Source organism: Streptomyces sp. NPDC059679 (assembly GCF_042734105.1).
In the GTDB taxonomy this organism is placed as follows: domain Bacteria; phylum Actinomycetota; class Actinomycetes; order Streptomycetales; family Streptomycetaceae; genus Streptomyces.
The window spans coordinates 1-20,164 of the sequence record NZ_JBHWES010000016.1 but is presented as its reverse complement, the minus strand read 5'-3'; the positions used below and the strand labels follow the sequence as shown (position 1 = coordinate 20,164).

19 protein-coding genes and 2 pseudogenes are annotated in these 20,164 nt (G+C 70.9%); 10 read left to right on the top strand and 11 right to left on the bottom strand.

Annotated elements, in window-relative coordinates; translation table 11 throughout:
* Nucleotides 1-21: 21 nt before the first annotated feature.
* The 4 genes from ACFV2X_RS19035 to mshD form a co-directional block, all read right to left on the bottom strand.
* Entirely contained in the window at nucleotides 22-474 is a 453-nt protein-coding gene (locus ACFV2X_RS19035) for an NUDIX hydrolase (RefSeq protein ID WP_385617627.1), read from the bottom strand.
* Nucleotides 475-513: 39 nt separating this feature from the next.
* On the bottom strand, nucleotides 514-2,076 hold the full coding sequence (locus ACFV2X_RS19030; RefSeq protein WP_385617625.1) for a hypothetical protein: 1,563 nt from the start codon (nucleotides 2,074-2,076) through the stop codon (nucleotides 514-516).
* An 88-nt stretch (nucleotides 2,077-2,164) separates the two neighbouring features.
* Complete coding sequence (locus ACFV2X_RS19025) at nucleotides 2,165-4,426, bottom strand: RNA degradosome polyphosphate kinase (protein ID WP_385617623.1); 2,262 nt, start codon at nucleotides 4,424-4,426, stop codon at nucleotides 2,165-2,167.
* A 272-nt stretch (nucleotides 4,427-4,698) separates the two neighbouring features.
* Nucleotides 4,699-5,634, bottom strand: a complete 936-nt coding sequence (gene mshD, locus ACFV2X_RS19020) for a mycothiol synthase (protein ID WP_089508437.1) — start codon at nucleotides 5,632-5,634, stop codon at nucleotides 4,699-4,701.
* 326 nt (nucleotides 5,635-5,960) lie between these two features.
* Here mshD and ACFV2X_RS19015 point away from each other — a divergent pair, with 326 nt between their 5' ends.
* Together ACFV2X_RS19015 and ACFV2X_RS19010 are read left to right on the top strand one after the other, a co-directional pair.
* Nucleotides 5,961-7,775 (top strand): bifunctional metallophosphatase/5'-nucleotidase, encoded by a 1,815-nt coding sequence (locus ACFV2X_RS19015; protein ID WP_385617621.1) that lies wholly within the window; start codon nucleotides 5,961-5,963, stop codon nucleotides 7,773-7,775.
* Nucleotides 7,776-7,948: 173 nt separating this feature from the next.
* Nucleotides 7,949-9,415, top strand: a complete 1,467-nt coding sequence (locus ACFV2X_RS19010; protein WP_385617620.1) for an FG-GAP-like repeat-containing protein — start codon at nucleotides 7,949-7,951, stop codon at nucleotides 9,413-9,415.
* Between the two features lie 25 nt (nucleotides 9,416-9,440).
* On the opposite strand, the gene ACFV2X_RS19005 is transcribed toward ACFV2X_RS19010, so the two are convergent.
* Entirely contained in the window at nucleotides 9,441-9,647 is a 207-nt protein-coding gene (locus ACFV2X_RS19005; protein WP_385617618.1) for a DUF397 domain-containing protein, read from the bottom strand.
* 12 nt (nucleotides 9,648-9,659) lie between these two features.
* Nucleotides 9,660-10,511, bottom strand: a complete 852-nt coding sequence (locus tag ACFV2X_RS19000) for a helix-turn-helix transcriptional regulator (protein ID WP_385617616.1) — start codon at nucleotides 10,509-10,511, stop codon at nucleotides 9,660-9,662.
* Nucleotides 10,512-10,640: 129 nt separating this feature from the next.
* On the opposite strand from ACFV2X_RS19000, the pseudogene ACFV2X_RS18995 reads away from it, so the two are divergent.
* A pseudogene (locus ACFV2X_RS18995) lies at nucleotides 10,641-11,161 on the top strand (ATP-binding protein).
* Nucleotides 11,162-11,280: 119 nt separating this feature from the next.
* A complete protein-coding gene (locus ACFV2X_RS18990) occupies nucleotides 11,281-11,742 on the top strand; it encodes a HEAT repeat domain-containing protein (RefSeq protein ID WP_385617614.1) in 462 nt (153 codons plus the stop codon).
* A 5-nt stretch (nucleotides 11,743-11,747) separates the two neighbouring features.
* Here the strand turns inward: ACFV2X_RS18990 and ACFV2X_RS18985 are convergent, their stop codons facing one another.
* The 5 genes from ACFV2X_RS18985 to ACFV2X_RS18965 all read right to left on the bottom strand — a co-directional run bounded on the left by ACFV2X_RS18985 (nucleotide 11,748) and on the right by ACFV2X_RS18965 (nucleotide 15,161).
* Nucleotides 11,748-12,011, bottom strand: coding sequence for a transposase (locus ACFV2X_RS18985; protein WP_385617612.1), 264 nt, complete (start codon nucleotides 12,009-12,011; stop codon nucleotides 11,748-11,750).
* Nucleotides 12,012-12,159: 148 nt separating this feature from the next.
* Complete coding sequence (locus ACFV2X_RS18980; RefSeq protein ID WP_385617610.1) at nucleotides 12,160-12,822, bottom strand: DUF4232 domain-containing protein; 663 nt, start codon at nucleotides 12,820-12,822, stop codon at nucleotides 12,160-12,162.
* A gap of 761 nt (nucleotides 12,823-13,583) precedes the next feature.
* On the bottom strand, nucleotides 13,584-14,156 hold the full coding sequence (locus ACFV2X_RS18975) for a hypothetical protein (protein ID WP_385617608.1): 573 nt from the start codon (nucleotides 14,154-14,156) through the stop codon (nucleotides 13,584-13,586).
* The gene (locus ACFV2X_RS18970) at nucleotides 14,131-14,505 is read right to left on the bottom strand and encodes a hypothetical protein (protein WP_385617606.1); all 375 of its coding nucleotides are present in this window, start codon (nucleotides 14,503-14,505) and stop codon (nucleotides 14,131-14,133) included. Before ACFV2X_RS18970 ends, ACFV2X_RS18975 begins: the two co-directional genes overlap by 26 nt.
* Nucleotides 14,506-14,540: 35 nt before the next feature.
* Nucleotides 14,541-15,161 carry a short chain dehydrogenase gene (locus ACFV2X_RS18965; RefSeq protein WP_385617604.1) on the bottom strand — a complete coding sequence of 207 codons (621 nt, stop codon included), beginning with the start codon at nucleotides 15,159-15,161 and terminating at the stop codon, nucleotides 14,541-14,543.
* A gap of 149 nt (nucleotides 15,162-15,310) precedes the next feature.
* Between ACFV2X_RS18965 and ACFV2X_RS18960 the strand changes: the two genes are divergently transcribed.
* The 6 genes and pseudogenes from ACFV2X_RS18960 to ACFV2X_RS18935 form a co-directional block, all read left to right on the top strand.
* The gene (locus ACFV2X_RS18960) at nucleotides 15,311-16,177 is read left to right on the top strand and encodes a helix-turn-helix transcriptional regulator (protein ID WP_089514012.1); all 867 of its coding nucleotides are present in this window, start codon (nucleotides 15,311-15,313) and stop codon (nucleotides 16,175-16,177) included.
* A gap of 81 nt (nucleotides 16,178-16,258) precedes the next feature.
* The gene (locus ACFV2X_RS18955) at nucleotides 16,259-17,287 is read left to right on the top strand and encodes an LLM class flavin-dependent oxidoreductase (RefSeq protein ID WP_385617601.1); all 1,029 of its coding nucleotides are present in this window, start codon (nucleotides 16,259-16,261) and stop codon (nucleotides 17,285-17,287) included.
* 224 nt (nucleotides 17,288-17,511) lie between these two features.
* Entirely contained in the window at nucleotides 17,512-18,030 is a 519-nt protein-coding gene (locus ACFV2X_RS18950) for a hypothetical protein (RefSeq protein WP_385617599.1), read from the top strand.
* Nucleotides 18,031-18,120: 90 nt separating this feature from the next.
* A complete protein-coding gene (locus tag ACFV2X_RS18945; RefSeq protein WP_385617597.1) occupies nucleotides 18,121-18,966 on the top strand; it encodes a DUF4097 domain-containing protein in 846 nt (281 codons plus the stop codon).
* Nucleotides 18,967-19,032: 66 nt separating this feature from the next.
* On the top strand, nucleotides 19,033-20,034 hold the full coding sequence (locus tag ACFV2X_RS18940; RefSeq protein WP_385617595.1) for an ATP-binding cassette domain-containing protein: 1,002 nt from the start codon (nucleotides 19,033-19,035) through the stop codon (nucleotides 20,032-20,034).
* Nucleotides 20,031-20,164 (top strand): annotated as a pseudogene (locus ACFV2X_RS18935) (ABC transporter permease); the annotation flags it as partial. The gene ACFV2X_RS18940 and the pseudogene ACFV2X_RS18935, both read left to right, overlap by 4 nt.

The window sequence follows — 20,164 nt, the reverse complement described above, 5'->3', positions numbered from 1 at the left end:
TAATGGTCGCGACAACGGAGGTTACCCAGCGCGGCCCTCGATGCCGACAGCCGCGAGCGCCAGGCGGATCAGTTCCCTGTCCCGCTCATAGGTCAGGCGTTCGCAAGCCTCGTCCGGCGGCAGCCATACGAGCCGGTCGACCTCGTTGTTGGGCACGAAGTCCTCGTCGGTTCCATGGGCCCCGTCGGCCCCGGCCGGTTCCGCCGCCCAGTAACGGACCTCCTTGGGGCGGCCCTTGGCCAGATAGCGCACGGTGGGCAGCGCGGCCCCCGGCACACAGACCACCCCGGTCTCCTCCAGCACCTCGCGCACCGCGCCCTGCAGCGGCTCCTCGCCCCGCTTGAGCTTGCCTTTGGGATGCGACCAGTCGTCGTAACGCGGTCTGTGCACGAGCGCGATCTCCGGTCCGCCGTCGCGCGGGGAGCGCCGCCACAGGACGCACCCCGCCGCGCGGATCACCGACTTCTCATCCATGCACCGGCTCCCCTCTTGCTCCGGTCCGTAAGGAGTCCGTCAGGAGGCCGAGGCCGCGATCCGCTGCCAGATCCGCCCGAAGGCGAAGCGGGCGGCCTCGACCTCGTGTCGTTGGTCGGCGTGCAGCACGCCGAGGGCATAGGCGGTGGCGGGGGCGATCCGCGGGGTCCGGGCCGCGGCGGCCGAGGCAGCCGCCGCCTCGGCCGCGTCCCGGTGCCGTTCGAGCGCCTGCCCGGCGGCCAGCAGCCGTACGGACAGGGCGGGGTCGGCCTCCGCCGGCCCGGTGCCGTCCGGCCGCTGCCCCGCGTCGAGCACCTCCAGGGCGTAACGCCGCAGTCGCAGCAGCCGCCGCACCTGGTCCCAGGGCGCGTCCTGCCGCTCGCTGGCGGGCGGGGCGTCGGCCGCGGAGGTCGCGGCGAGGCCGTGGATCAGCGCCTCCGCGTTGTACGGATGCCCGGCCCGGCCCAGCGGCAGCGCCTCGACCGACTCGACCAGCCGCCGGTGGGCCAGTTCCGCGAGCGGGGGCAGCGCCAGATCGGCGGGGCGGGCCGCGGCGGCCTCGTCGAGGGGGACCTCGGAGGCCAGCAGCGCGACCGCGTCGGCGACCGCGTGGAACCGGGAGGACCCGAGCACCTGAAGGGCCGCGGTGTGCGCGCGGGTCCGCGCGAGGGTGAGCTGGCGCTCCAGGAGGGCCCCGGCCCGCGCGGCCCCGACCGTCAGCGCCCCGCCCCGGGCCTCGTCCGCGCCGCCGCCCGACCGCGGCCCGGCGCCGCCGCCCGGCTGCTGCTTCGCCCTGTCGCCCCGCTGCCCGGCCGCCGCATCCCCGTCGGCGGTGTCCTTCACGCCGTCACGGACAGCATCACGTTCGGCGTCATCATGTCCGGCGCTCGCCGCACCCCCGCTCCCCGCACCCCCGCTCGCGGTACCGCTCCCGCGCGGGCCTGGCGGGTCCTGCGGGGCGTCGGCCGTCAGGGAGACGCTGCGGCGTGCGGCCCGGGACGGGCGCTGCGCCGCGGTGTCCCCCGCCGCCACATCGCCCCGCGTATCCGGCCGCGCCTCCGCCCGTGAGTCCACGCGCGCATCCGCCCGCGCTTCCCGCCGTACGTCCGCCGCCGCATCCACGCGGGCATCCGCCCGGACGTCCCCCCGAACGTCCCCGCCCGCACCGGAACCCGCACCGGAACCCGCACCAGAGCCCACGCCAGTGGCCGCGTCCGTCGCCCGGTCCGCCGGGGCGCCCGCGCCCGAGAGCCGGTGCAGGGCGCCGCGCAGCCGGGTCAGGCGCGCCGCGTAGGCGTGCTCCAGCGCGAGCGTGCCGGACAGCCACACCAGTTCGGTGCGCAGCTGATCCGCCCACGCGGTGTCGGTGATCGGCCGGTAGACCCACAGCGTGCCGCTGATCCGCCGCGCGCAGCGGCGCAGCAGCCGGGCGGCCTCGGCCGCCTCCTCGGCGTCCGCTCCGCTCTCGCGCTGCTGCCGCAGGCTCCGCAGAAAGTCCCCGGCCTGTGTGTTCAAGTACCACGACAGCACATCGCCCGCCGTGGCCGTCGCGAGCGCCGGTCCGGCCGCCGCCGCTTCGGCCCCCATCACACCGTCCGTCATCGTGTCGTACCCCCCAGGGCCGAGGGCAGCGGCGGGTGGAGCGCCGTGTGACCGGCCGGCCCCCGTAACCCCGACCGGCGACGACAGATCATGTCGCTGTACCACGCCGTCGCCTCCGGGCGTCTATGAGCGTTTCCTGTATGTTCCGCAACGGTTGTCCGTCCGCATCCGTTGCGTGCCGCGTCCACTCGCCGTCCGGGCCCAGGTGCCAGGAGGAGGTGGAGTCGGACATGCCGGACTCCAGCAGACGGTTGAGAGAGGCGCGGTGGCCCGGGTCGGTGACCCGCACCAGGGCCTCGATCCGGCGGTCGAGATTGCGGTGCATCATGTCGGCGCTGCCGAGCCACACCTCGGGCTCTCCCCCGTTCCCGAACGCGAAGACCCGCGAGTGTTCCAGGAACCGGCCGAGGATCGAGCGGACCCGGATGTTCTCCGAGAGCCCCGGCACCCCCGGCCGCAGCGCGCAGATGCCCCGCACCCAGACGTCGACCGGCACACCCGCCCGCGAGGCCCGGTACAGCGCGTCGACGATGGCCTCGTCGACCATCGAGTTGACCTTGATCCGTACGGAGGCGGGCCGCCCCGCCTTGTGGTGGGTGATCTCGCGGTTGATCCGGCTGACCAGCCCGTCGCGCAGCGACCTGGGGGCGACCAGCAGCCGCTGGTAGTTCTCCCGCCGGGAGTAGCCGCTCAACCGGTTGAACAGGTCGGACAGATCGGTGCCGACCTTCGGGTCGGCGGTCAGCAGCCCCAGGTCCTCGTACAGCCGGGCCGTCTTCGGGTGGTAGTTGCCGGTGCCGACGTGGCAGTAGCGGCGCAGCGTGTCGCCCTCCTGGCGGACCACCAGCGACAGCTTGCAGTGGGTCTTGAGGCCGACCAGGCCGTAGACCACGTGGCAGCCGGCTTCCTCCAGCTTGCGCGCCCACTTGATGTTGGCCTGTTCGTCGAAGCGGGCCTTGATCTCGACGAGGACCAGCACCTGCTTACCGGCCTCGGCGGCGTCGATCAACGCGTCGACGATCGGCGACTTGCCGGAGGTCCGGTAGAGCGTCTGCTTGATCGCGAGTACGTCGGGGTCGGCCGCCGCCTGCTCCAGGAATGCCTGGACGGAGGTCGAGAAGGAGTCGTACGGGTGGTGCAGCAGTATGTCCCGCTCGCGCATCGCGGCGAAGATGTCCGGCGCGGAGGCGGACTCGACCTCGGCGAGGTCCCGGTGCGTCCCGGCCACGAACTTCGGGTACTTCAGCTCCGGCCGGTCCAGCGCCGCTATGCCGAAGAGCCCGGTGAGGTCCAGCGGCCCCGGCAGCGGATAGACCTCGGCCTCGGAGACCTTCAGCTCGCGCACCAGCAGGTCGAGCACGTACGGGTCGATGGACTCCTCGACCTCCAGCCGCACCGGGGGCCCGAAGCGGCGCCGCAGCAGCTCCTTCTCCAGGGCCTGGAGCAGGTTCTCCGCGTCGTCCTCCTCGACCTCCAGGTCCTCGTTGCGGGTCACCCGGAACATGTGGTGCGCCAGCACCTCCATGCCGGGGAACAGCTCCTCCAGGTGCGCCGCGATCACGTCCTCCAGCGGTACGTACCGCTGCGGCGACGCCTCCAGGAACCGGGAGAGCAGCGGCGGGACCTTCACACGCGCGAAGTGATCATGGCCGCTGACCGGGTTGCGCACCACGACCGCGAGGTTGAGGGAGAGCCCGGAGATATACGGGAAGGGGTGTGCCGGGTCCACCGCCAGGGGCGTCAGGACCGGGAAGATCTGCTGGCGGAAGAGCGTGAAGAGGCGGGACTGCTCGTCCTCCGTGAGATCCGGCCAGCGGATCAGATGGATGCCCTCTTCAGCCAGTGCGGGCGAGACGTCCTGCTGGAAGCAGGCCGCGTGCCGGGCCATGAGCTCCCGCGACCGGTTCCAGATCAGCTCCAGCACCTCACGGGGCTGCAGCCCGGAGGCGGAGCGGGTGGCGACTCCGGTCGCGATGCGCCGCTTGAGGCCGGCGACCCGCACCATGAAGAACTCGTCCAGGTTGCTCGCGAAGATCGCGAGGAAGTTCGCCCGCTCCAGCAGCGGCGTGTTCGGGTCCTCGGCCAGCTCGAGCACCCGCTCGTTGAACGCCAGCCAGCTGCGCTCACGGTCGAGGAACCGCCCCTGGGGCAGCGCCTCCCCCTCCGCGTCCAGGGTGTCGACCTCGTACGTGTCCAGGTCGCCGTCGAGGTCGGGGTCGAGATTCCGGACAGGCGGCGCGGCGACAGCATGCGGCCGGTGGGCCGCGATGGAGCCGACCGAGGGCTGAGGCTGAGGCTGCTGCGGGTGGGGCTGCGCGTGGGCGGGGGCCTGACCGCTGGAGTGGTTCATGTCCTCATTGTTCCGCGCCGAAGGCGGGAACGGCTTACCGGAAGCCTGTGCTGAAGCGGCACGGAACCTCCGGTTCGAGGTGGGCGGCACGGCGGGCTGCATTCAGCGATGTTTGCAACCGAGTTTGAATCGCCGGTAACGGAGACATGGCGCGTAGGAAATCGCGATCCATCCCGCAGGCGACCTGGAGCCCCGCCCCGGCCGCCGTTCCGCCGCCCACCGTCCCACAGGCGGGCCCCAGACCCCCAGGCGCCCAGGCCCCTCCCCCGGGCTCAGGTCTCCGTGCGGTACATGAGATCGGTCTCGTACGTCGTAAAGCCCTGCCGACCGTAAACGGCGACGGCGGGGTAGTTGTCGGCGTCGACGTACAGCATCGCCGTCGGCAGCCCCCGCCCCGCGAGGTGCCGCAGCCCGATCGCGGTCAGCGACCGGCCGAGCCCGCCGCCCTGCGCCTCGGGCCGCACCCCCACCACATACACCTCGCCCAGCCGCTCCTGCGCATGCACCTTGGTCCAGTGGAACCCGACGATCTCCCCGCCCCGCTCGGCCAGGAAGAAGCCCTCGGGGTCGAACCACGGCTCCCCCATCCGGTCCTCCAGATCGCGCAGGGTCAGCGAGCCCTGCTCGGGGTGGTGCGCGAAGGCCGCCGCGTTCGCCGCCAGCCAGGCGGCCTCGTCCTCGCCCGGCCGGAAGGTCCGTACGGTCACGCCCTCCGGCAGCACCGGCTCGGGGATATCCAGCGTCGCCGGCGGCCCCAGCGGCCGGCGCATCTGCCGCAGCTCCCGGAACAGCGTCAGCCCCAGCACCTGCGCGAGATGGCGCGCCGAGGAGTGCCCACCGTGCGCCCACACCCGCAGCCGCTTCCCGGACTCGCGCAGCAGCGTCACGCCCAGCGCCCGGCCGTGCCCCTGCCCCCGGTGCGCCGGATGCACGACCAGCTCGGCGGCCGGGGCCTCCACCGGGTCGGTGTCCTCCAACTGCGCGTACCCCACGAGCTTCCCGCTCGGCTCCTCGCTCAGCAGCAGATGGCGCACCCCTTCCCGCCGCCCGCGCAATTGCAGCCGCCCCTGCTCGGACACGGCCTGCTGACCATCGGTGCGCGCGGCCTCCGCCACGAGCCGCAGCACGTCCTGCGCCATGGCGGGCGTCACCTCGTCGAGGACATCGATCCGGCGGGCGCCGGCCGCCTCGTTCAGCACGTCATTCATGCTCCCGAGCCTACGGCCAGGCCCTGGCCGGGCAGCCGGCCGCGCATCCCCTGATCCGTGGGTCACTCGCCCGACGGATCCCCCACTCCCACGCCGAACCGTCCCCCACACCCCACGTCCCTGCCATACCGCCGAACGGATGACGCCTCGGCGACGCGTCTCGTTCGCTCGCCGCACCGGTCGCCGCACCGGACGCCCGCTCTCCTCCGGTCGCCCGCGCGCAATGAGCTCGTAACCTCCATCCCCCTGCCCCGCTACGCGCGTTGACCGTAAGCTGCCGCGCACAACCACCACGGTTCACAGAACGGTTCACAGAGGGGAACCACATGCCAGCGACACCTGGGCGGCACCGCGCGGCCCGCCGGTTGACCGCCGCCGCGGCCGTGCTGGCCGCGGCGGCCGGAGTCCTGTCCGCCGCGGGCCCGGCAGGCGCGAACGCCGACTCCACCGACTCCGCCAAGCCGCGCCCGGCCCGCACCGTCGATGTGCAGCTGCTGTCGTTCAACGACCTCCATGGCAACCTGGAGCCCCCGCAGGGCTCCTCCGGCACCGTCACCGAGACCCAGCCGGACGGCACCACCAAGGCCGTCCCTGCGGGCGGCGCCGAATACCTCGCCAACGCCCTGCGCACCGCCCGCAAGGGCCACCCGTACTCCATCACCGCCGCCGGCGGCGACATGATCGGCGCGAGCCCGCTGCTGTCCGGCCTCTTCCACGACGAGCCGACCGTCGAAGCGCTCAACAAGCTCGACCTGGACGTCACGGCCGTCGGCAACCACGAGTTCGACGAGGGCCGCGCCGAGCTGGAGCGCATCCAGAACGGCGGCTGCCACCCCAAGGACGGCTGTTACGAGGACGGCAAGACCTTCCCCGGCGCCGACTTCCCCTACCTCGCCGCGAACGTCACCGACGAGAAGACCGGCAAGCCGATCCTCAAGCCCTACACCGTCTGGCAGCGCAACGGCGTCAAGATCGGTTTCATCGGCGTCACGCTCGAAGGCACCCCGGACATCGTCACCGCCGAGGGCGTCAAGGGCCTGAAGTTCCACGACGAGGTCGAGACGATCAACAAGTACGCCAAGGAACTCAACCGCAAGGGCGTCAAGTCGATCGTCGCACTCATCCACGAGGGCGGACTGCCCGCCTCCTCCTCGTACAACTACGACTGCGACAGCTCCGGCCCGGGCGCCGGCATCTCCGGCCCGATCGTCGACATCGCCAAGAAGGTCACCCCGCAGGTCGACGCTCTGGTCACCGGCCACACCCACCAGGCCTACGCGTGCACCGTCCCGGACCCCTCCGGCACCCCGCGCACCGTGACCTCCGCCGCCTCCTTCGGCCGCCTCTACACCGACACCACCCTCACCTACGACCGCCGCACCGGCGACGTCGTCCGTACGAAGGTGAAGTCGGCCAACCACGTCGTCGACCGGCAGCAGCCCAAGGCCGCCGATATGACCGCCCTCATCGGCCGCTGGAACAAGCTGGCCGCACCGGTCGCCAACCGGCCCATCGGCTACGTCTCCGCCGAGATCCCCGGCCGCGGCTCCACTGGTTACGAGTCACCGCTCGGCGATGTCATCACCGACGCCCAGCTCGAAGCGCTCTCCCCCGCCGACAAGGGCGGCGCCCAGCTCGCCCTCATGAACCCCGGCGGCATCCGCTCCGACCTCGCCTACGCGGCGTCCGGCAGCGAGGGCGATGGTGTCGTGACGTACGGCGAGGCATTCACCGTGCAGCCCTTCACCAACATGCTGAACGTCATCGACCTCACCGGCGCCCAGCTCATCACCGCCCTGAAGCAGCAGGTCAGCGGCTCGAACGAGGCATCCCCGAAGATCCTCCAGGTCTCCAAGGGCCTCACCTACACCCTCGACCTCACCAAGACCGGCGCCGACCGCGTCGTCGCCGACTCGGTGAAGCTGAACGGCGAGGCCATCGACCCGGCCAAGACCTACCGCGTCGCGATGAACGAATTCCTCGCGGGCGGCGGCGACGGCTTCCCCGCCTTCAAGGACGGCAAGAACAAGCTGGTCGGCCAGTCCGACCTGGACGCCTTCACGGCCTACCTGGGCGCCCACTCCTCGGCCACCTCGCCCCTGGCTCCGCCGGCGGCGGACCGTATCAAGATCGTGAAATGAGCCGTCTGCGCTGAGCGCCACGGACGCGGCCCGGCCCCAGCGGATTTCCGTTGGAGCCGGGCCGCGGTGCTTCAGGCGGCGTTCACCTTCCGGATTCCGCGTCGCCCCAACCATTCCACCTTCTCGTTGGTCTCCCCCAGCGAGACGACGAACCACCGGAAGAGGGAACGGGTATGCGTAGACGCTTGCTGTCCGTAAGTGCCGTGACGGCGGTGGTCACCGCCGTGGTCACGGGGGTGGCGCTGGCAGGGACCTCGCACGTCGCCGCGAACACGGGCGCCCCGGGCGGCGGCAGCGACGCCATGAGCCCGGCGGCGGCCACCGCGGGTTCGGGCAAGGCCGCCGACGTGGACGGCGACGGCTACGACGACCTCGCCGTCGGGGCCCCCGACGCCGCCACCAAGGGCTACGCCAAGGCCGGTTACGTGGCCCTGACGTACGGCACCAAGAACGGCATCCAGGTCAGCCGTCACAAGGGGCTCACCCAGTCGTCCACCGGCGTCCCGGGCACACCGGAGGCCGGTGACCGGTTCGGATCCGCGCTCGCGCTGGGCGACATGGACGGCGACGGCTACGCGGACCTGGTCGTCGGCGCGAGCGGCGAGGCCATCGGCGACGTCAAGGGCGCCGGTTCGGTGACCGTCGTCTTCGGCTCCGCGACCGGCCTGTCCACCAGGGCCATCGCGTTCCACGCACCGACCGTCACGGCGCGGCAGGGCTTCGGCGGCCGACTGGCCCTGGGCGACTACAACCACGACGGGCTGAAGGACCTCGCCGTCGTCGACGGCACAAAGGTCGACGTCGTGCTCGGGGCGAAGAACCTGCGCTCGACGCCCACCCCGAAGATCACCCGGATCGCCCCGCCCGGCGGCGGCGCCGGAACGCGTGGCATCTCGAGCGGCGACATCAACGGCGACGGCTACGACGACCTCGTCACCGTGGCCTACTTCGACGACCCCGCCGACGAAGGCACCCTCGGCGTGCTGCCGGGCTCCCGGACGGGCCTGAAGAGCACGCCGCTCGGAGGAAACATTGGGTTGCCCTTCGCCGACTACAGGGCCGTGGTCGGTGACATCAACGGCGACGGCAAGGACGACGTCGTCATCGACACCGGCTTCTCCGACGGCCCCGACGACTACCTGCTGCGCACCTTCCCCGGCACCGCGAGCGGCCTCGACGCGGCGGGCGCCGTGGTGTGGAACGGCGGCCCCCACCAGGGCACCGCGGCCCGGCTCGCTGACGTCAACGGCGACGGCCACGCCGACCTGCTCATCGGCGACCCCAGCGCGGACGACAGCGACGGCTTCTCCAACGCCGGGGCGCTCACGGTCGTGCCCGGCAGCGCGAACTGGCTGACCGCCTCGAAGGCCCAGACGCTGTCGCTCGACACCAAGGGCGTCGTCGGCGTCGCCGAGACGGGCGACCTGTTCGGCTCGGCGATGGCCCCCGGCGACTACAACGGTGACGGAACGGCCGACCTCGCGGTGGGTGCCCGCGGCAAGTGGCGCGGGACGGGAGCCGTCAGCATGCTGTACGGCGGTGGCGACGGTCTGACCGGCACCGGTTCGATCCTCTTCGGCCCGGACTCATTCGGGTACGAGGCGGTCAAGGCGTCGTTTGGCGCGGCCCTTTCCGGGTGACGTTACGGGTTCCTTACGGGTGACGTTACGGGCATCGAGTGGCCGCGAGGTGGTCCAGGCGGCCGGCCTTGGTGCCGCGTATGAAGGCGCGGAGAGCGGCGGGTGTCGTGGTCAGGATGGCCTCGGGCTCGTCGCTCTCGCGTATTGCGACGTTGCCGTCGGCGGCGGCGACGTTCACGCAGTTGCCAGCGTCCGCGCTGTAGGAGGACTTACGCCACTGATACGTGGACACGTTTCTCACCTTTCACATGCTGCGCATGATGTCGTGGATGAAGTCCCGCGACTCGGCCGACGTGAGCGCCGTCGCCTCCATCCGTTCCAAGACAGCCCGGTACTTTGCCAACTCAGCCTCAGCGTCCATGAACTGGGTTCCCTGAGCCGAGTCGAGCTGCACTGTGTCAAGCTGCGGCACAGCTCCAAGGACATAATCGAATGACTGTCCTGTTCCAGGGAAGGTACCGCCGCCAAACGGAATCACCCGGATGGTGACGTTGTCCATCTCGCCCATCGTGATGAGGTGTTCGAGCTGCGCTCGGACTGTGCTCACTCCGCCAAACTCCATCCGCAGAGCGGCCTCGTGGATAACGGCGGTGTACGACGCGGGATCGTCGCCGTAGAGGATGGCCTGCCGCTTCATTCGGTGGGACAGCCGGTGTTCCACCTCGTATGCCCTCAGCGGCGGAGCCGCCTCCCGAATCACCGCGCGGGCGTGGTCCACGGTCTGGAGCAAGCCTGGGATGTGGATGACCAGCGCCACTCGCAGCCCCCGAGCCTGATGCTCCAGCTCGGCCATGTCCGCGAAGCTCGCCGGGAGATACTCCCGGTACTCGTCCCACCAGCCCCGGGTTCGTCCACCGGTCATGTCTGCCAGAGCATCCACCAGTTCATCATCAGCACAGGCGTAGCTACGGGCCATCGCCCGTACTCGGCCGCCGCTCACCGCGTACCGGCCAGCCTCGATCATGCTCACCCGAGCCTGCGGCACACCGATGAGGGCCGCTGCCGCAGTTGAGGACAGGCCAGCACGCTCACGAAGCTTGCGCAGCTCAACCCCAAGTCGTCGCGGTTTGAGCGTCGGGTTATTGGTCGTCGCCATTAGTCCCCCTCGTAACCCACACGGGTTCAATCAAGAGCTGTCTCGCCGAACTCCGGCTAGATCTACCACCAACTGCTCTACCGTGTGAGCCAAGCCGCTCAACTCCACCCGAACCAGCGGGAGACTCGCATGGCAACCGTATCGCCACAGAACCCCGACCCCGGGCCATCGGACGACGCCGATCAGCCCTGGACGTACACCCTCCGTCTCCCCAACGACCCGAGGGCCGCCCGGATCGCGCGGGTCACTCTCCGGGCGGTCCTGTCCGGCCACGGCATGGCCGAGCTGACCGAGACCGCCGAACTGCTCACCAGCGAGATGGTGAGCAACGCACTCCGCCACTCCGACGGCCCCGCCCAACTCCGTCTCCGCCACCTCTGCGAGAACCGCCTCCGGGTCAGCATCTGGGACACCAATCCGCTCATCCCCGCGCCCTTCGACAACCCGCCCGGCCGTCTCGACCCTTCACCGCCCTCACCGAAGCCGCCGCCAAGGTGGACGACACGCACGGCCGTGGCCTGCTCATCGTCCGGCTCTGCGCGGACAACTGGGGCGGCTACCCACTCGCCGACGACCTCTTCGGCATCAGCGGAAAGCTCCTGTGGTTCGAACTCACCCCGCATCGCGACGCGTTCGACATCGCGGCTTGAGGCGGGCGCACCTGTAGTGTCCCGCCATGCCGAGTCGCGGCCAGCCACCGGACGCACGAGTTGTCGAGATGATCGAGGGTGCCGTTCGAGACCCACGTCCAAGGGTCCGCTCAGCGGCAATGACCGCCGTCCAGTACCTCAAGTGGCAGGAACTTCGGTCCAGCGCGGAGGAGGTCTTGCGCCTCGACAGCACAGACGCACGCCAGCGCGAGGTCTGGGCTGACGACCTGGGCGACCTGCTGGAGTCGGCCTGTTTGCAACGTGCTGAAGCCGAGCAAGTCCTCGGATGGCTTGTCCAGATGGCGGTGACCGCCGGGGACCACGCGGTGCGGGAGTCCGCCCTGCACGCCGTGGCTGAGGCGGGAGTCCCGTACGAGCTCCCCTACTCGGTCGTCGAACCGCTGGCGGACAATATCGCCGCCTTCGAACCTCTGCTGCTGGAGTACGTGCTGTTCAGCCTGTCGGCGACTCATGACGAGCGTGCGCGAGGCCCCATCGAGCCCTTCCTTGCCCACCCTGACCCCGATGTGCGCCGGGAGGCGAGATTCGCGATGGCGGAACTGGGCAACGCAAGGGGCTGATCGCCCTACCTGACTGCCGTCGGAACGCACCGGCGATAGCGGACCAAAGCGCTCGCGACGCCGACGAAGGCGAGGAAGTGGTCGGCCGTGCGTTCGTATCGGCGGTGCGGTCGTCGGCAGCCGGCGAGCCAGGACATCGTGCGCTCCACGGTCCAGCGGTGGCGGCCCAGTCGGCGCGGGGTTCGATGCCCTTGCAGGCGGATGTGGTGGGTAATGCCGCGGCCGCGTAACCAGCCGTCCAGCCCACCGCCCGCGAGGATGCGGCGCATCGCCGATGGCCACGGCCTCTGACGGGCCGAAGGAAGCGGAGGCAACTGCTGCCCTCTTAAGGGCGCGGGTCATGAAGCGCGCCAAAGTCCGCTGCCCTGGTGTGACGCACCGAGGTAGCGGACTTTCGTGGCACGGCTCTCAAGCTGGTCAGCCGACGGGGTTGACGAAGGTGGCGGGGTGGGAGGCGCTGCGCTGGTCGACGAGGCTCTCGTTCTCCCAGGGCCACTCGATCTTGAGGGACTTGGTCTCGTTGGGCGGGGTGATCTCGACCCAGGCCGGCTGGTAGAAGCCCTCTTCCTCCTTGGTGAAGGCGAGGTTGAGAGTGAACTCGGTTTGCTGGCCGGCCTCCACGTTCACGGAGGTCCACTTCTGCGAGGAGCGGGTCAGGGACCAGCGCTCGCCGCCGTTGATCGAGGTCAGGTCCACACCGGGGAAGCCGCCGATCCTGCACGAGCTGGTGCCCTTGTTCATCAGGACGATGGTGGCGGTCGTCGCGCCGTTCTCGCCCGTCTCCGGCTCCGGGAGCGCGTCCCCACCCGTGGCGAACGCGGCCTCCAGGTTCTCGGTGCGGCAGCGCTCGGCGCCCGCGTGCGCACTGCCGCCGCCCTCCTTGCCCTTCTCGTCCGAACCCTGCGCACCGTTCGAGGAACCCGATGAGCCGCTGGACCCGGCCGAGGCCTTGTCCTGGCCCGCGGCCTTGTCGTCGTTGTTGCAGGCCGTCAGGGACAGGGCAGCGGCTGCGGTCAGGACCGCGGCGGCGACCCGGAAGGAGCGACGGCGGGCGGTGCGGGCAGTGGTGTTGGAGCGCATTTCGGGTCCCCCTGGGAGGTCGGTGTCGTGGTCTGCTCGGTACGACAACAACTCTGACCGGCGCCACTACCGCACCACTGCCGCCCCACTAACGTCCGGCTAACACGACAGTGACCAGGGAAAGACGCCAAGGGGGACTGAGGAACCAGGTCACACCCGCCGAGGCCGTTTCCACGCTCAGCTGCGCTGCGCGTGGGCTGCGGCGTGAGCTTCGCTTCGCTGCGCTGCGGGTTGGCTGCGCTGCGCTTCGCCGACGCCTGTGCGCCGTCTCGCGGCATTCGGCTCACGCGGGTGCGGGTTTCGTCTCGGACCCTCCGGGTCCAAAGCGCCGGCGAGAAGGAGGAAGGGGGACGGCCGACCCGGTGCCCCGATTCCTGGGCCCGGCGGGCGGCTGAGCTCAAAGAGGCTCCGCTGCGCTCCGCCGCAGCTGCTGCCGCGCGACGGCCGGGCGGTCAGCCCAACGGTGCGCTGGACCGGGGGCGCGCGAGCGCGACGAACGGGCCGGCGAACGCTGGACGGCATGGTCCGGACGCCGCGTGCGCGCATCATCTCGCGCCTTCGGCGCACAGCGGCCAACGGCGAGAAGGGGAGGGGGCGCCGGGGCATCGTCGCCGTCCGGCCCAAGGGGCCGTCACCGGCTGGCGGGCGGGGGACGGCGGATGGCCGCCCGAGGCGGTGGGCGCCGGTCCGGTTCGGGCCCTCCACCCACCCCCTCTCAAAAAAGTACTTGCTCTGCATCAAGTACTGCATCAAGCGATTATTTAAGAGGGGTGGGGCAGAGCCCAACCGGACCGGCGCCCACCGCTCCGAGCGACCACCCGCCGCCCCGCCGACCGATGGCGACCGGTGACGACCCATTGGGCTCGACGGCGACGAAACCTGTGGCGCCCCCTCCCCTTCCCGCTGCTGGCCGCTTTGCGCCGAAGGCGCGAGACGATGCCCGCACTCGGCGGACGGAGCATGCCGTCCAGCGGCGCGGCGGGCGGAAACGGATCCGTCCCGGTGCGGTACGTCTTGGCGGCCTCGGGGCCGTGGAACTCCTCGGCCACAGCGGACCGTTCGCGCACTTCCGGCAGCACCCAGGCGACGGTGCCGCCGGCCGCTCGAAGGGTGTCGGCGAGGCGGGTGATGTTGGGGACGATGCCGCGGCAGTACGGATTCCGCGACACGAAGAACGGCACCATGTCGACGACGACAAGCGCGGTACGGGCCGGGTCCAGGTGGGTGAAGGCGAAGCGACGGCCACGGCGCTGCTCGTGCCGGGCGTACTCGCGGCTCTCGATCCGCCACGCGTGCTGTCGCGCTTCGCTAGCCCCGCCAGTTGCCGATGCCATCCCACGCGGCCTCCAGCTCGCGCGCGCGAACCCCACCGAGCTCGGCGGCGACCACCCTATGCACATCGCGCATCTTCTGCATGCCGTTCATCCGGTCGAGTTCGGCACCGATCTCCCGGGTCCGCGGGTCTCTCCCTTTCATGCTCAGGAAGCCCCGGGTCCTGGCGATCACGGCGAGTTCGTCCAGGAGTTGGTCGGTGCGGGTGTCCTCGTCGACCGGGGGAGCAGCGGTGGAGCGGAGGGGCAGATACGTGGGTCCGGGCCGCGATCGGCGACCGCGTAGGGCGGCGAAGAAGCCGCCCAGCACGATGAGAACAACAACCACGCCGATCAGTGCCGCCGACTCCATGCCGTCTCCTTTCTCAGGGCCGATGGCGCCGGACGCTAGTGGAGGCGGTCGGGGACCGGTCCCCGACGGGCCGTGAGCGTCCTTCCGTGGGCGTCGCCCTCCACCGCGTCGGCGTAGGCGCGGGCGACATCCGCCGCCGGGGTGCCGATGGAGGGGTCCATGTCCAGGGCGAGAAGGGTTTCGCGGACCCAGCCGGGGCTGACCGCGTTCAGGCGGATGCCGCGCGGCATCTCCGTGGCGGCGGCGTACACGAACGCCTCCAGGCCCGTGTTGACCAGGTGGCCGAGCGAGCTGCCGGGGATGGGTTCGGTGAAGCGTCCGCTGGTGAGGGTGATGGAGCCGCCGTCGCGGAGGTGGGCGAGTGCTCGCCTCACGAGGTTCACCTGGCCGATCAGCTTGCCGTCGAGCCCGCTCCAGAACCGTTCGTCCGACGGAGCGTCCAGCGGGGTGAGGGCCCCGCTCGCGGCACAGCACACCACCGCGTCGAGGTGGTCGTCCCCGAGGCCCGCGAACAGGGCGTCGATCGACGCGGTGTCCGCCATGTCCACCCGTACCGGGCCTCGGCGCGAGGCGCACAGCACCTCATGGCGCTCCGCCAACGCGTCGGCGACCGCGCTGCCGATGGTTCCCGTCGCGCCGATCACAAGAATCTTCACTGGTTGTCCCGTCCGTTCCGCTGACGCTGGTCCCACTCAGGCTGCGGCGGGCGGCGGGCCGTACCCAGCCCCCTGCCGGGGATACACCCGTGGTGACTACACCTGGCAGGTGCAGGCACGGCGGGCGCGCGTCCACGAGACTGGGACGCATGGACACGCGTGAGGAGCTGGGGGAGTTCCTGCGGTCGCGGCGGGCGCGGCTGCGGCCCGAGGACGCGGGGCTTCCGTCGTACGGGGGACGGCGCCGGGTGCCGGGGCTGCGGCGGGAGGAGCTGGCGCAGCTCGCGGGGGTGAGCGCGGGCTACTACACACGGCTCGAACAGGGGCAGAGCCCCAACGCCTCGGACGCCGTGCTGGACGCCGTCGCCCGTGTGCTGCGGCTGGACGAGGCCGAGCGCGCCCATCTGTACTCGCTGGCCCGGCCGAAGCCGAGGGCCCGCCGCCGGGCGGCCAGGCCGGAGCAGGTGCGGCCGGGGGTGCGCGTGATGATCGAGTCGTTCGGGGATGTGCCCGCGCTGGTCATGGGGCGCTTCTGCGATGTGCTCGCATGGAACCGGATGGCGCATGCCCTGATGGCCGGACACCTCGACTTCGACGCGCCGAACCGCCCGGCCGAGCGCCCCAACATCGCCCGCCTGCTGTTCCTCGACCCTCATACGCGCGAGCTGTACGCCGACTGGCTCCGTAAGGCCCGATCCACCGTCGCCGATCTGCGGTTGATCGCCGGGCGTTACCCGGGCGACCCCGCGCTGACCGGACTGATCGGCGAACTGACGGTGGGGAGCGCGGAGTTCGCCAAACTGTGGGCCGCGCATACGGTGGGCGACTGCGGCACCGCCGCTCGCACCTACCGCCATCCCGTGGTGGGCACCATGACGCTGATGTGCGAGTTGCTGGCGCTCCCTGAGGACGAGGGGCAGCGGGTGGCCGTGATGAACGCCGAGCCGGGCTCGCCCTCCGAGGAGGCCCTGCGGCTCCTCGCCGATCTGACCGCCGTGTCCCCGGACACGTTCTAGACAGGCCCGTGCAACAACCGCCTGCCAGAATCGGGCGGTGTCGGTGTACGCAGAACACACCGCGGACGATGGAGGAGCCCCGTGCCGCTGACCTCGGAGCCGTTGCGGAAGCTGGGCTTCTTGACCATCGGGCTGTTCGACGAGGCCGACCCCCGCCGGGGCCATGAGTCGACCCTCCAGATCATCGAACTGGGCGAGCGGCTGGGTTTCGACAGCGCCTGGGTGCGCCACCGCCATCTGCAGTACGGCATCTCCTCCCCCGTCGCCGTCCTGGCCGCGGCCTCGCAGCGCACCAGCCGTATCGAGCTGGGCACGGCGGTCACCCCCCTGGGCTGGGAGAACCCGCTGCGCCTCGCCGAGGACCTGGCGACGGTCGACATCCTGTCCGGCGGTCGCCTCAACCCGGGGGTCAGCGTCGGCCCGCCGATGCACTACGAGCGGGTCAAAGACGCGCTCTACCCCGACACCGCCGACGCCGAGGACTTCAGCTTCGAGCGCGTACGGCGGCTGCTGGACCTCGTACGGGGCGAACCGGCCACCGACTTCAGCGGCACCGAGGGCTTCGAGCCCTTCTCGGACCGCGTCCAGCCCCACTCCCCCGGCCTGGGCCGCCGTCTGTGGTACGGCGGCGGCAGTCTGCGGTCGGCTCAGTGGGCCGGTGAGCACGGGATGAACTTCCTGACCAGCAGCGTCGTCAAGGCGGAGGGGTCGGGGGAGCCCGAGGACTTCGCCGAGATCCAGCTCTCGCACATCCGGACCTTCCGCGCCCACCACCCCGACGGCGACCGCGCCCGCGTCTCCCAGGGGCTGGTCGTCATCCCGACCGACAGTGCCAGGCCGGAGCAGCGGGCCAAGTACGAGGCGTACGCCCGCGAGCGCACGCCTCGTACGGCGACCCCGCAGGGGCCGGCCCGCCTGATGTTCGCGCCGGACCTCGTTGGAACGTCCAGCGAGATCGCCGAACGGCTCTACGCCCACGCCGCCTTCCGGGAGATCGACGAGGTCGCGTTCGCGCTGCCGTTCACCTTTGAGTACGAGGACTACGTCCAGATCCTCACCGACATCGCCACCAGGCTGGGCCCGGCACTGGGCCGGCGAGCGGCCGCCTAGACCTTCGATGGCGTCATGTGGCGTCGGATGGCGCGGCTTGGCGCCATCCGGCGCCATCCGGCACCATTCCAGGCTCCTAAATGGTCGCGAGCACGCTTGGCGCCACGATGACCCAGGTCGATCCATGCACGTTTTCGCAGGTCAGAGCGGTCATCGTTGAGTTCATCCGCGCGGGGCGCCGTCGAGGCTTGCACATAGCGCCAAAGTGATGCCATGATGACGTCATGGACCTCACCCCGTATGTCGACAACCTCCGCCGCGAACTCGCGGTGGCCGCCGAAGCCGGCGGGGACGATGCCCGCGAGCTGGCCGAACGGCTCACCGCTCCCCTGGAGTCGGCGACCCGGCTGACCATGCTCAACGTGCTCTCCGCCGCGATGGACGAGATCACCCGCGAACTCGCCCCCGGCTCCGTCGACCTACGGCTGCGCGGACTCGACCCCGACTTCGTGGTGACGCCGCCGCCCGCCGACAGCGGCGCCCCCGCACAGCCGACCGCGCCCGTCGAACCCCTCAGGCCCCCGGCCCCCGCCGAGGGCGACGAGGGCGGCACCGCCCGCGTCAACCTGCGCCTGCCCGCCCACCTCAAGACCCGCGCCGAGGAAGCCGCCACCCGCGAGGGCCTGTCGGTCAACGCCTGGCTCGTACGCGCCGTCTCGGCCGCGGTCGAGGGCGGCACCGCACCGCGTACGGCACAGAAGACCCAGAGCCTCGGACAGAGCTTCACCGGCTGGGTGCGCTAACCACACCCGCGCCACTTCACTCACGCCACTTCGCCCACACCGCGTCCCACCTGCGAGGACGCCCCCAGGACCCAAGAGGACGGTACAGCCATGCCTTCTTTCGACACTCCCGACGCGATCTTTGTCACCGCCCACGTGGAGGCCGGTTCCATCCAGTTCATCGCCGCCGACCGCCCCGAGACCGTCGTCGAGGTCCGGCCCCGCGACCCCAAGCAGGACCGGGACGTACGGGCCGCCGAACAGGCCCAGGTCACCTACGCCAGCGGCACCCTGACCCTCCGGACCCCCAAGGCACGCAACACGCTCCGCCGCCCCGGCATCGTCGATGTCACCGTCGAACTGCCCACCGGCTCCCGGATCGACATGACCGGCGCCTGGACCCAGGTGTTCGGCGACGGCCAACTCGGCGAGGTCCGGGTCAAGACCTCGGCCGGCGACGTCCGCCTCGGAGCCACCGGCCCGCTCCAGCTGACCGCCTCCCACGGCTCGATCACCGTCGACCGCATCGAGGGCACCGCCGAGATCACCACCAGCTCCGGCAGCCTGCGCGTCGGCAGCATCGACGGCTCCGCCGTATTGAAGAACTCCCACGGCACCACCACCATCGGCGCCGCCACCGGCGACCTGCGCGTCAGCGGCTCCCACGGCGACATCAGCATCGACCGCGCCGAAAGCTCGGTGACCGCCACCACCGCCCACGGCACCCTGCGCGTCGCCGAAGTCGCCCGCGGCACCATCCAGCTCGAAACCTCCCACGGCTCCATCGAGGTCGGCATCCGCCAGGGCACCGCCGCCTGGCTCGACGCCAACTCCGGCTCCGGCCAGGTCCGCAACACGCTCGCCGCGTCCGAGAGCCCGGACAAGGCCCAGGACACCGTCGAGGTCCGCGCCCGCACCCGCCACGGCAACATCGACATCCGCCGCGCCCAAGCCTGACCCCCCAGCAGAACCACACGCACACCCCCACCCCCACCTACTTCATCCTTCTCACAGGAGGGCCCTATGCCGTCTTCTGTCATGCCCACGTCCAATCGCGGCGACAGTACGCAGCCGCCGGCCGCCATCTCCACCGTCGGCCTGCGCAAGTCCTACGGCGACAAGACCGTCCTCGACGGCATCGATCTGCACATCCCCGCCGGCTCGGTGTTCGCGCTGCTCGGCCCGAACGGCGCCGGCAAGACCACCGCCGTGAAGATCCTCTCCACTCTCATCACCGCCGACGGCGGACAGGCCCGGGTCGCCGGCCACGACATCGCCACCTCACCGGACGGGGTACGTGCCGCGATCGGGGTGACCGGGCAGTTCTCCGCCGTGGACGGGCTGATCACCGGCGAGGAGAACATGCTCCTCATGGCCGACCTGCACCACCTCTCCAAACGCGAAGGGCGGCAGGTCACGGCCGAGCTGCTGGAGCGCTTCGACCTCACCGAGGCCGCGAAGAAGCCCGCCTCCACCTACTCCGGCGGCATGAAACGCCGCCTCGACATCGCCATGACCCTGGTCGGCAACCCGCGCATCATCTTCCTCGACGAACCCACCACCGGCCTCGACCCACGCTCACGGCACAACATGTGGCAGATCATCCGCGAACTCGTCACCGGCGGCGTCACCGTCTTCCTCACCACCCAATACCTCGACGAAGCCGACGAACTCGCCGACCGCATCGCCCTGCTCAACAACGGCAAAATCGCCGCCGAAGGCACCGCCGACGAACTGAAGCGGCTGATCCCCGGCGGACACATACGACTCCGCTTCACCGACCCCGCCGCCTACCGCAACGCCGCCACCACACTGCGCGAGGCCACCCGCGACGACGAAGCCCTGTCCCTGCAGATCCCCAGCGACGGCAGCCAGCGCGAACTGCGCTCCATCCTCGACCGGCTCGACACCGCCGGCATCGAAGCCGACGAACTCACCGTCCACACCCCCGACCTCGACGACGTCTTCTTCGCCCTCACCGACAGCGCCGACGTCCCCAACCAGCCCAAGGAGAACGCCCGATGAGCTCCCTCGCCCTCACCGTCCGCGACTCCACCATCATGCTGCGCCGCAACCTCCTGCACGCCCGGCGCTACCCGTCGCTGACGCTGAACCTGCTGCTGACGCCGATCATGCTGCTGTTGCTGTTCGTCTA

Bases quoted from the DNA above. Each gene is read 5' to 3' on its own strand.
- ACFV2X_RS18960 (WP_089514012.1), top strand. From the start codon at position 15,311: ATGGACACGCGTGAGGAGCTGGGGGAGTTCCTGCGGTCGCGGCGGGCG.
- mshD (WP_089508437.1), bottom strand. From the start codon at position 5,634: ATGAATGACGTGCTGAACGAGGCGGCCGGCGCCCGCCGGATCGATGTC.
- ACFV2X_RS19030 (WP_385617625.1), bottom strand. From the start codon at position 2,076: ATGACGGACGGTGTGATGGGGGCCGAAGCGGCGGCGGCCGGACCGGCG.
- ACFV2X_RS18945 (WP_385617597.1), top strand. From the start codon at position 18,121: ATGCCTTCTTTCGACACTCCCGACGCGATCTTTGTCACCGCCCACGTG.
- ACFV2X_RS19035 (WP_385617627.1), bottom strand. From the start codon at position 474: ATGGATGAGAAGTCGGTGATCCGCGCGGCGGGGTGCGTCCTGTGGCGG.
- ACFV2X_RS18990 (WP_385617614.1), top strand. From the start codon at position 11,281: ATGACCGCCGTCCAGTACCTCAAGTGGCAGGAACTTCGGTCCAGCGCG.
- ACFV2X_RS18940 (WP_385617595.1), top strand. From the start codon at position 19,033: ATGCCGTCTTCTGTCATGCCCACGTCCAATCGCGGCGACAGTACGCAG.
- ACFV2X_RS18985 (WP_385617612.1), bottom strand. From the start codon at position 12,011: ATGCGCCGCATCCTCGCGGGCGGTGGGCTGGACGGCTGGTTACGCGGC.
- ACFV2X_RS18950 (WP_385617599.1), top strand. From the start codon at position 17,512: ATGGACCTCACCCCGTATGTCGACAACCTCCGCCGCGAACTCGCGGTG.
- ACFV2X_RS18970 (WP_385617606.1), bottom strand. From the start codon at position 14,505: ATGGAGTCGGCGGCACTGATCGGCGTGGTTGTTGTTCTCATCGTGCTG.
- ACFV2X_RS19015 (WP_385617621.1), top strand. From the start codon at position 5,961: ATGCCAGCGACACCTGGGCGGCACCGCGCGGCCCGCCGGTTGACCGCC.
- ACFV2X_RS18975 (WP_385617608.1), bottom strand. From the start codon at position 14,156: ATGGCATCGGCAACTGGCGGGGCTAGCGAAGCGCGACAGCACGCGTGG.
- ACFV2X_RS19000 (WP_385617616.1), bottom strand. From the start codon at position 10,511: ATGGCGACGACCAATAACCCGACGCTCAAACCGCGACGACTTGGGGTT.
- ACFV2X_RS18980 (WP_385617610.1), bottom strand. From the start codon at position 12,822: ATGCGCTCCAACACCACTGCCCGCACCGCCCGCCGTCGCTCCTTCCGG.
- ACFV2X_RS19025 (WP_385617623.1), bottom strand. From the start codon at position 4,426: ATGAACCACTCCAGCGGTCAGGCCCCCGCCCACGCGCAGCCCCACCCG.
- ACFV2X_RS19010 (WP_385617620.1), top strand. From the start codon at position 7,949: ATGCGTAGACGCTTGCTGTCCGTAAGTGCCGTGACGGCGGTGGTCACC.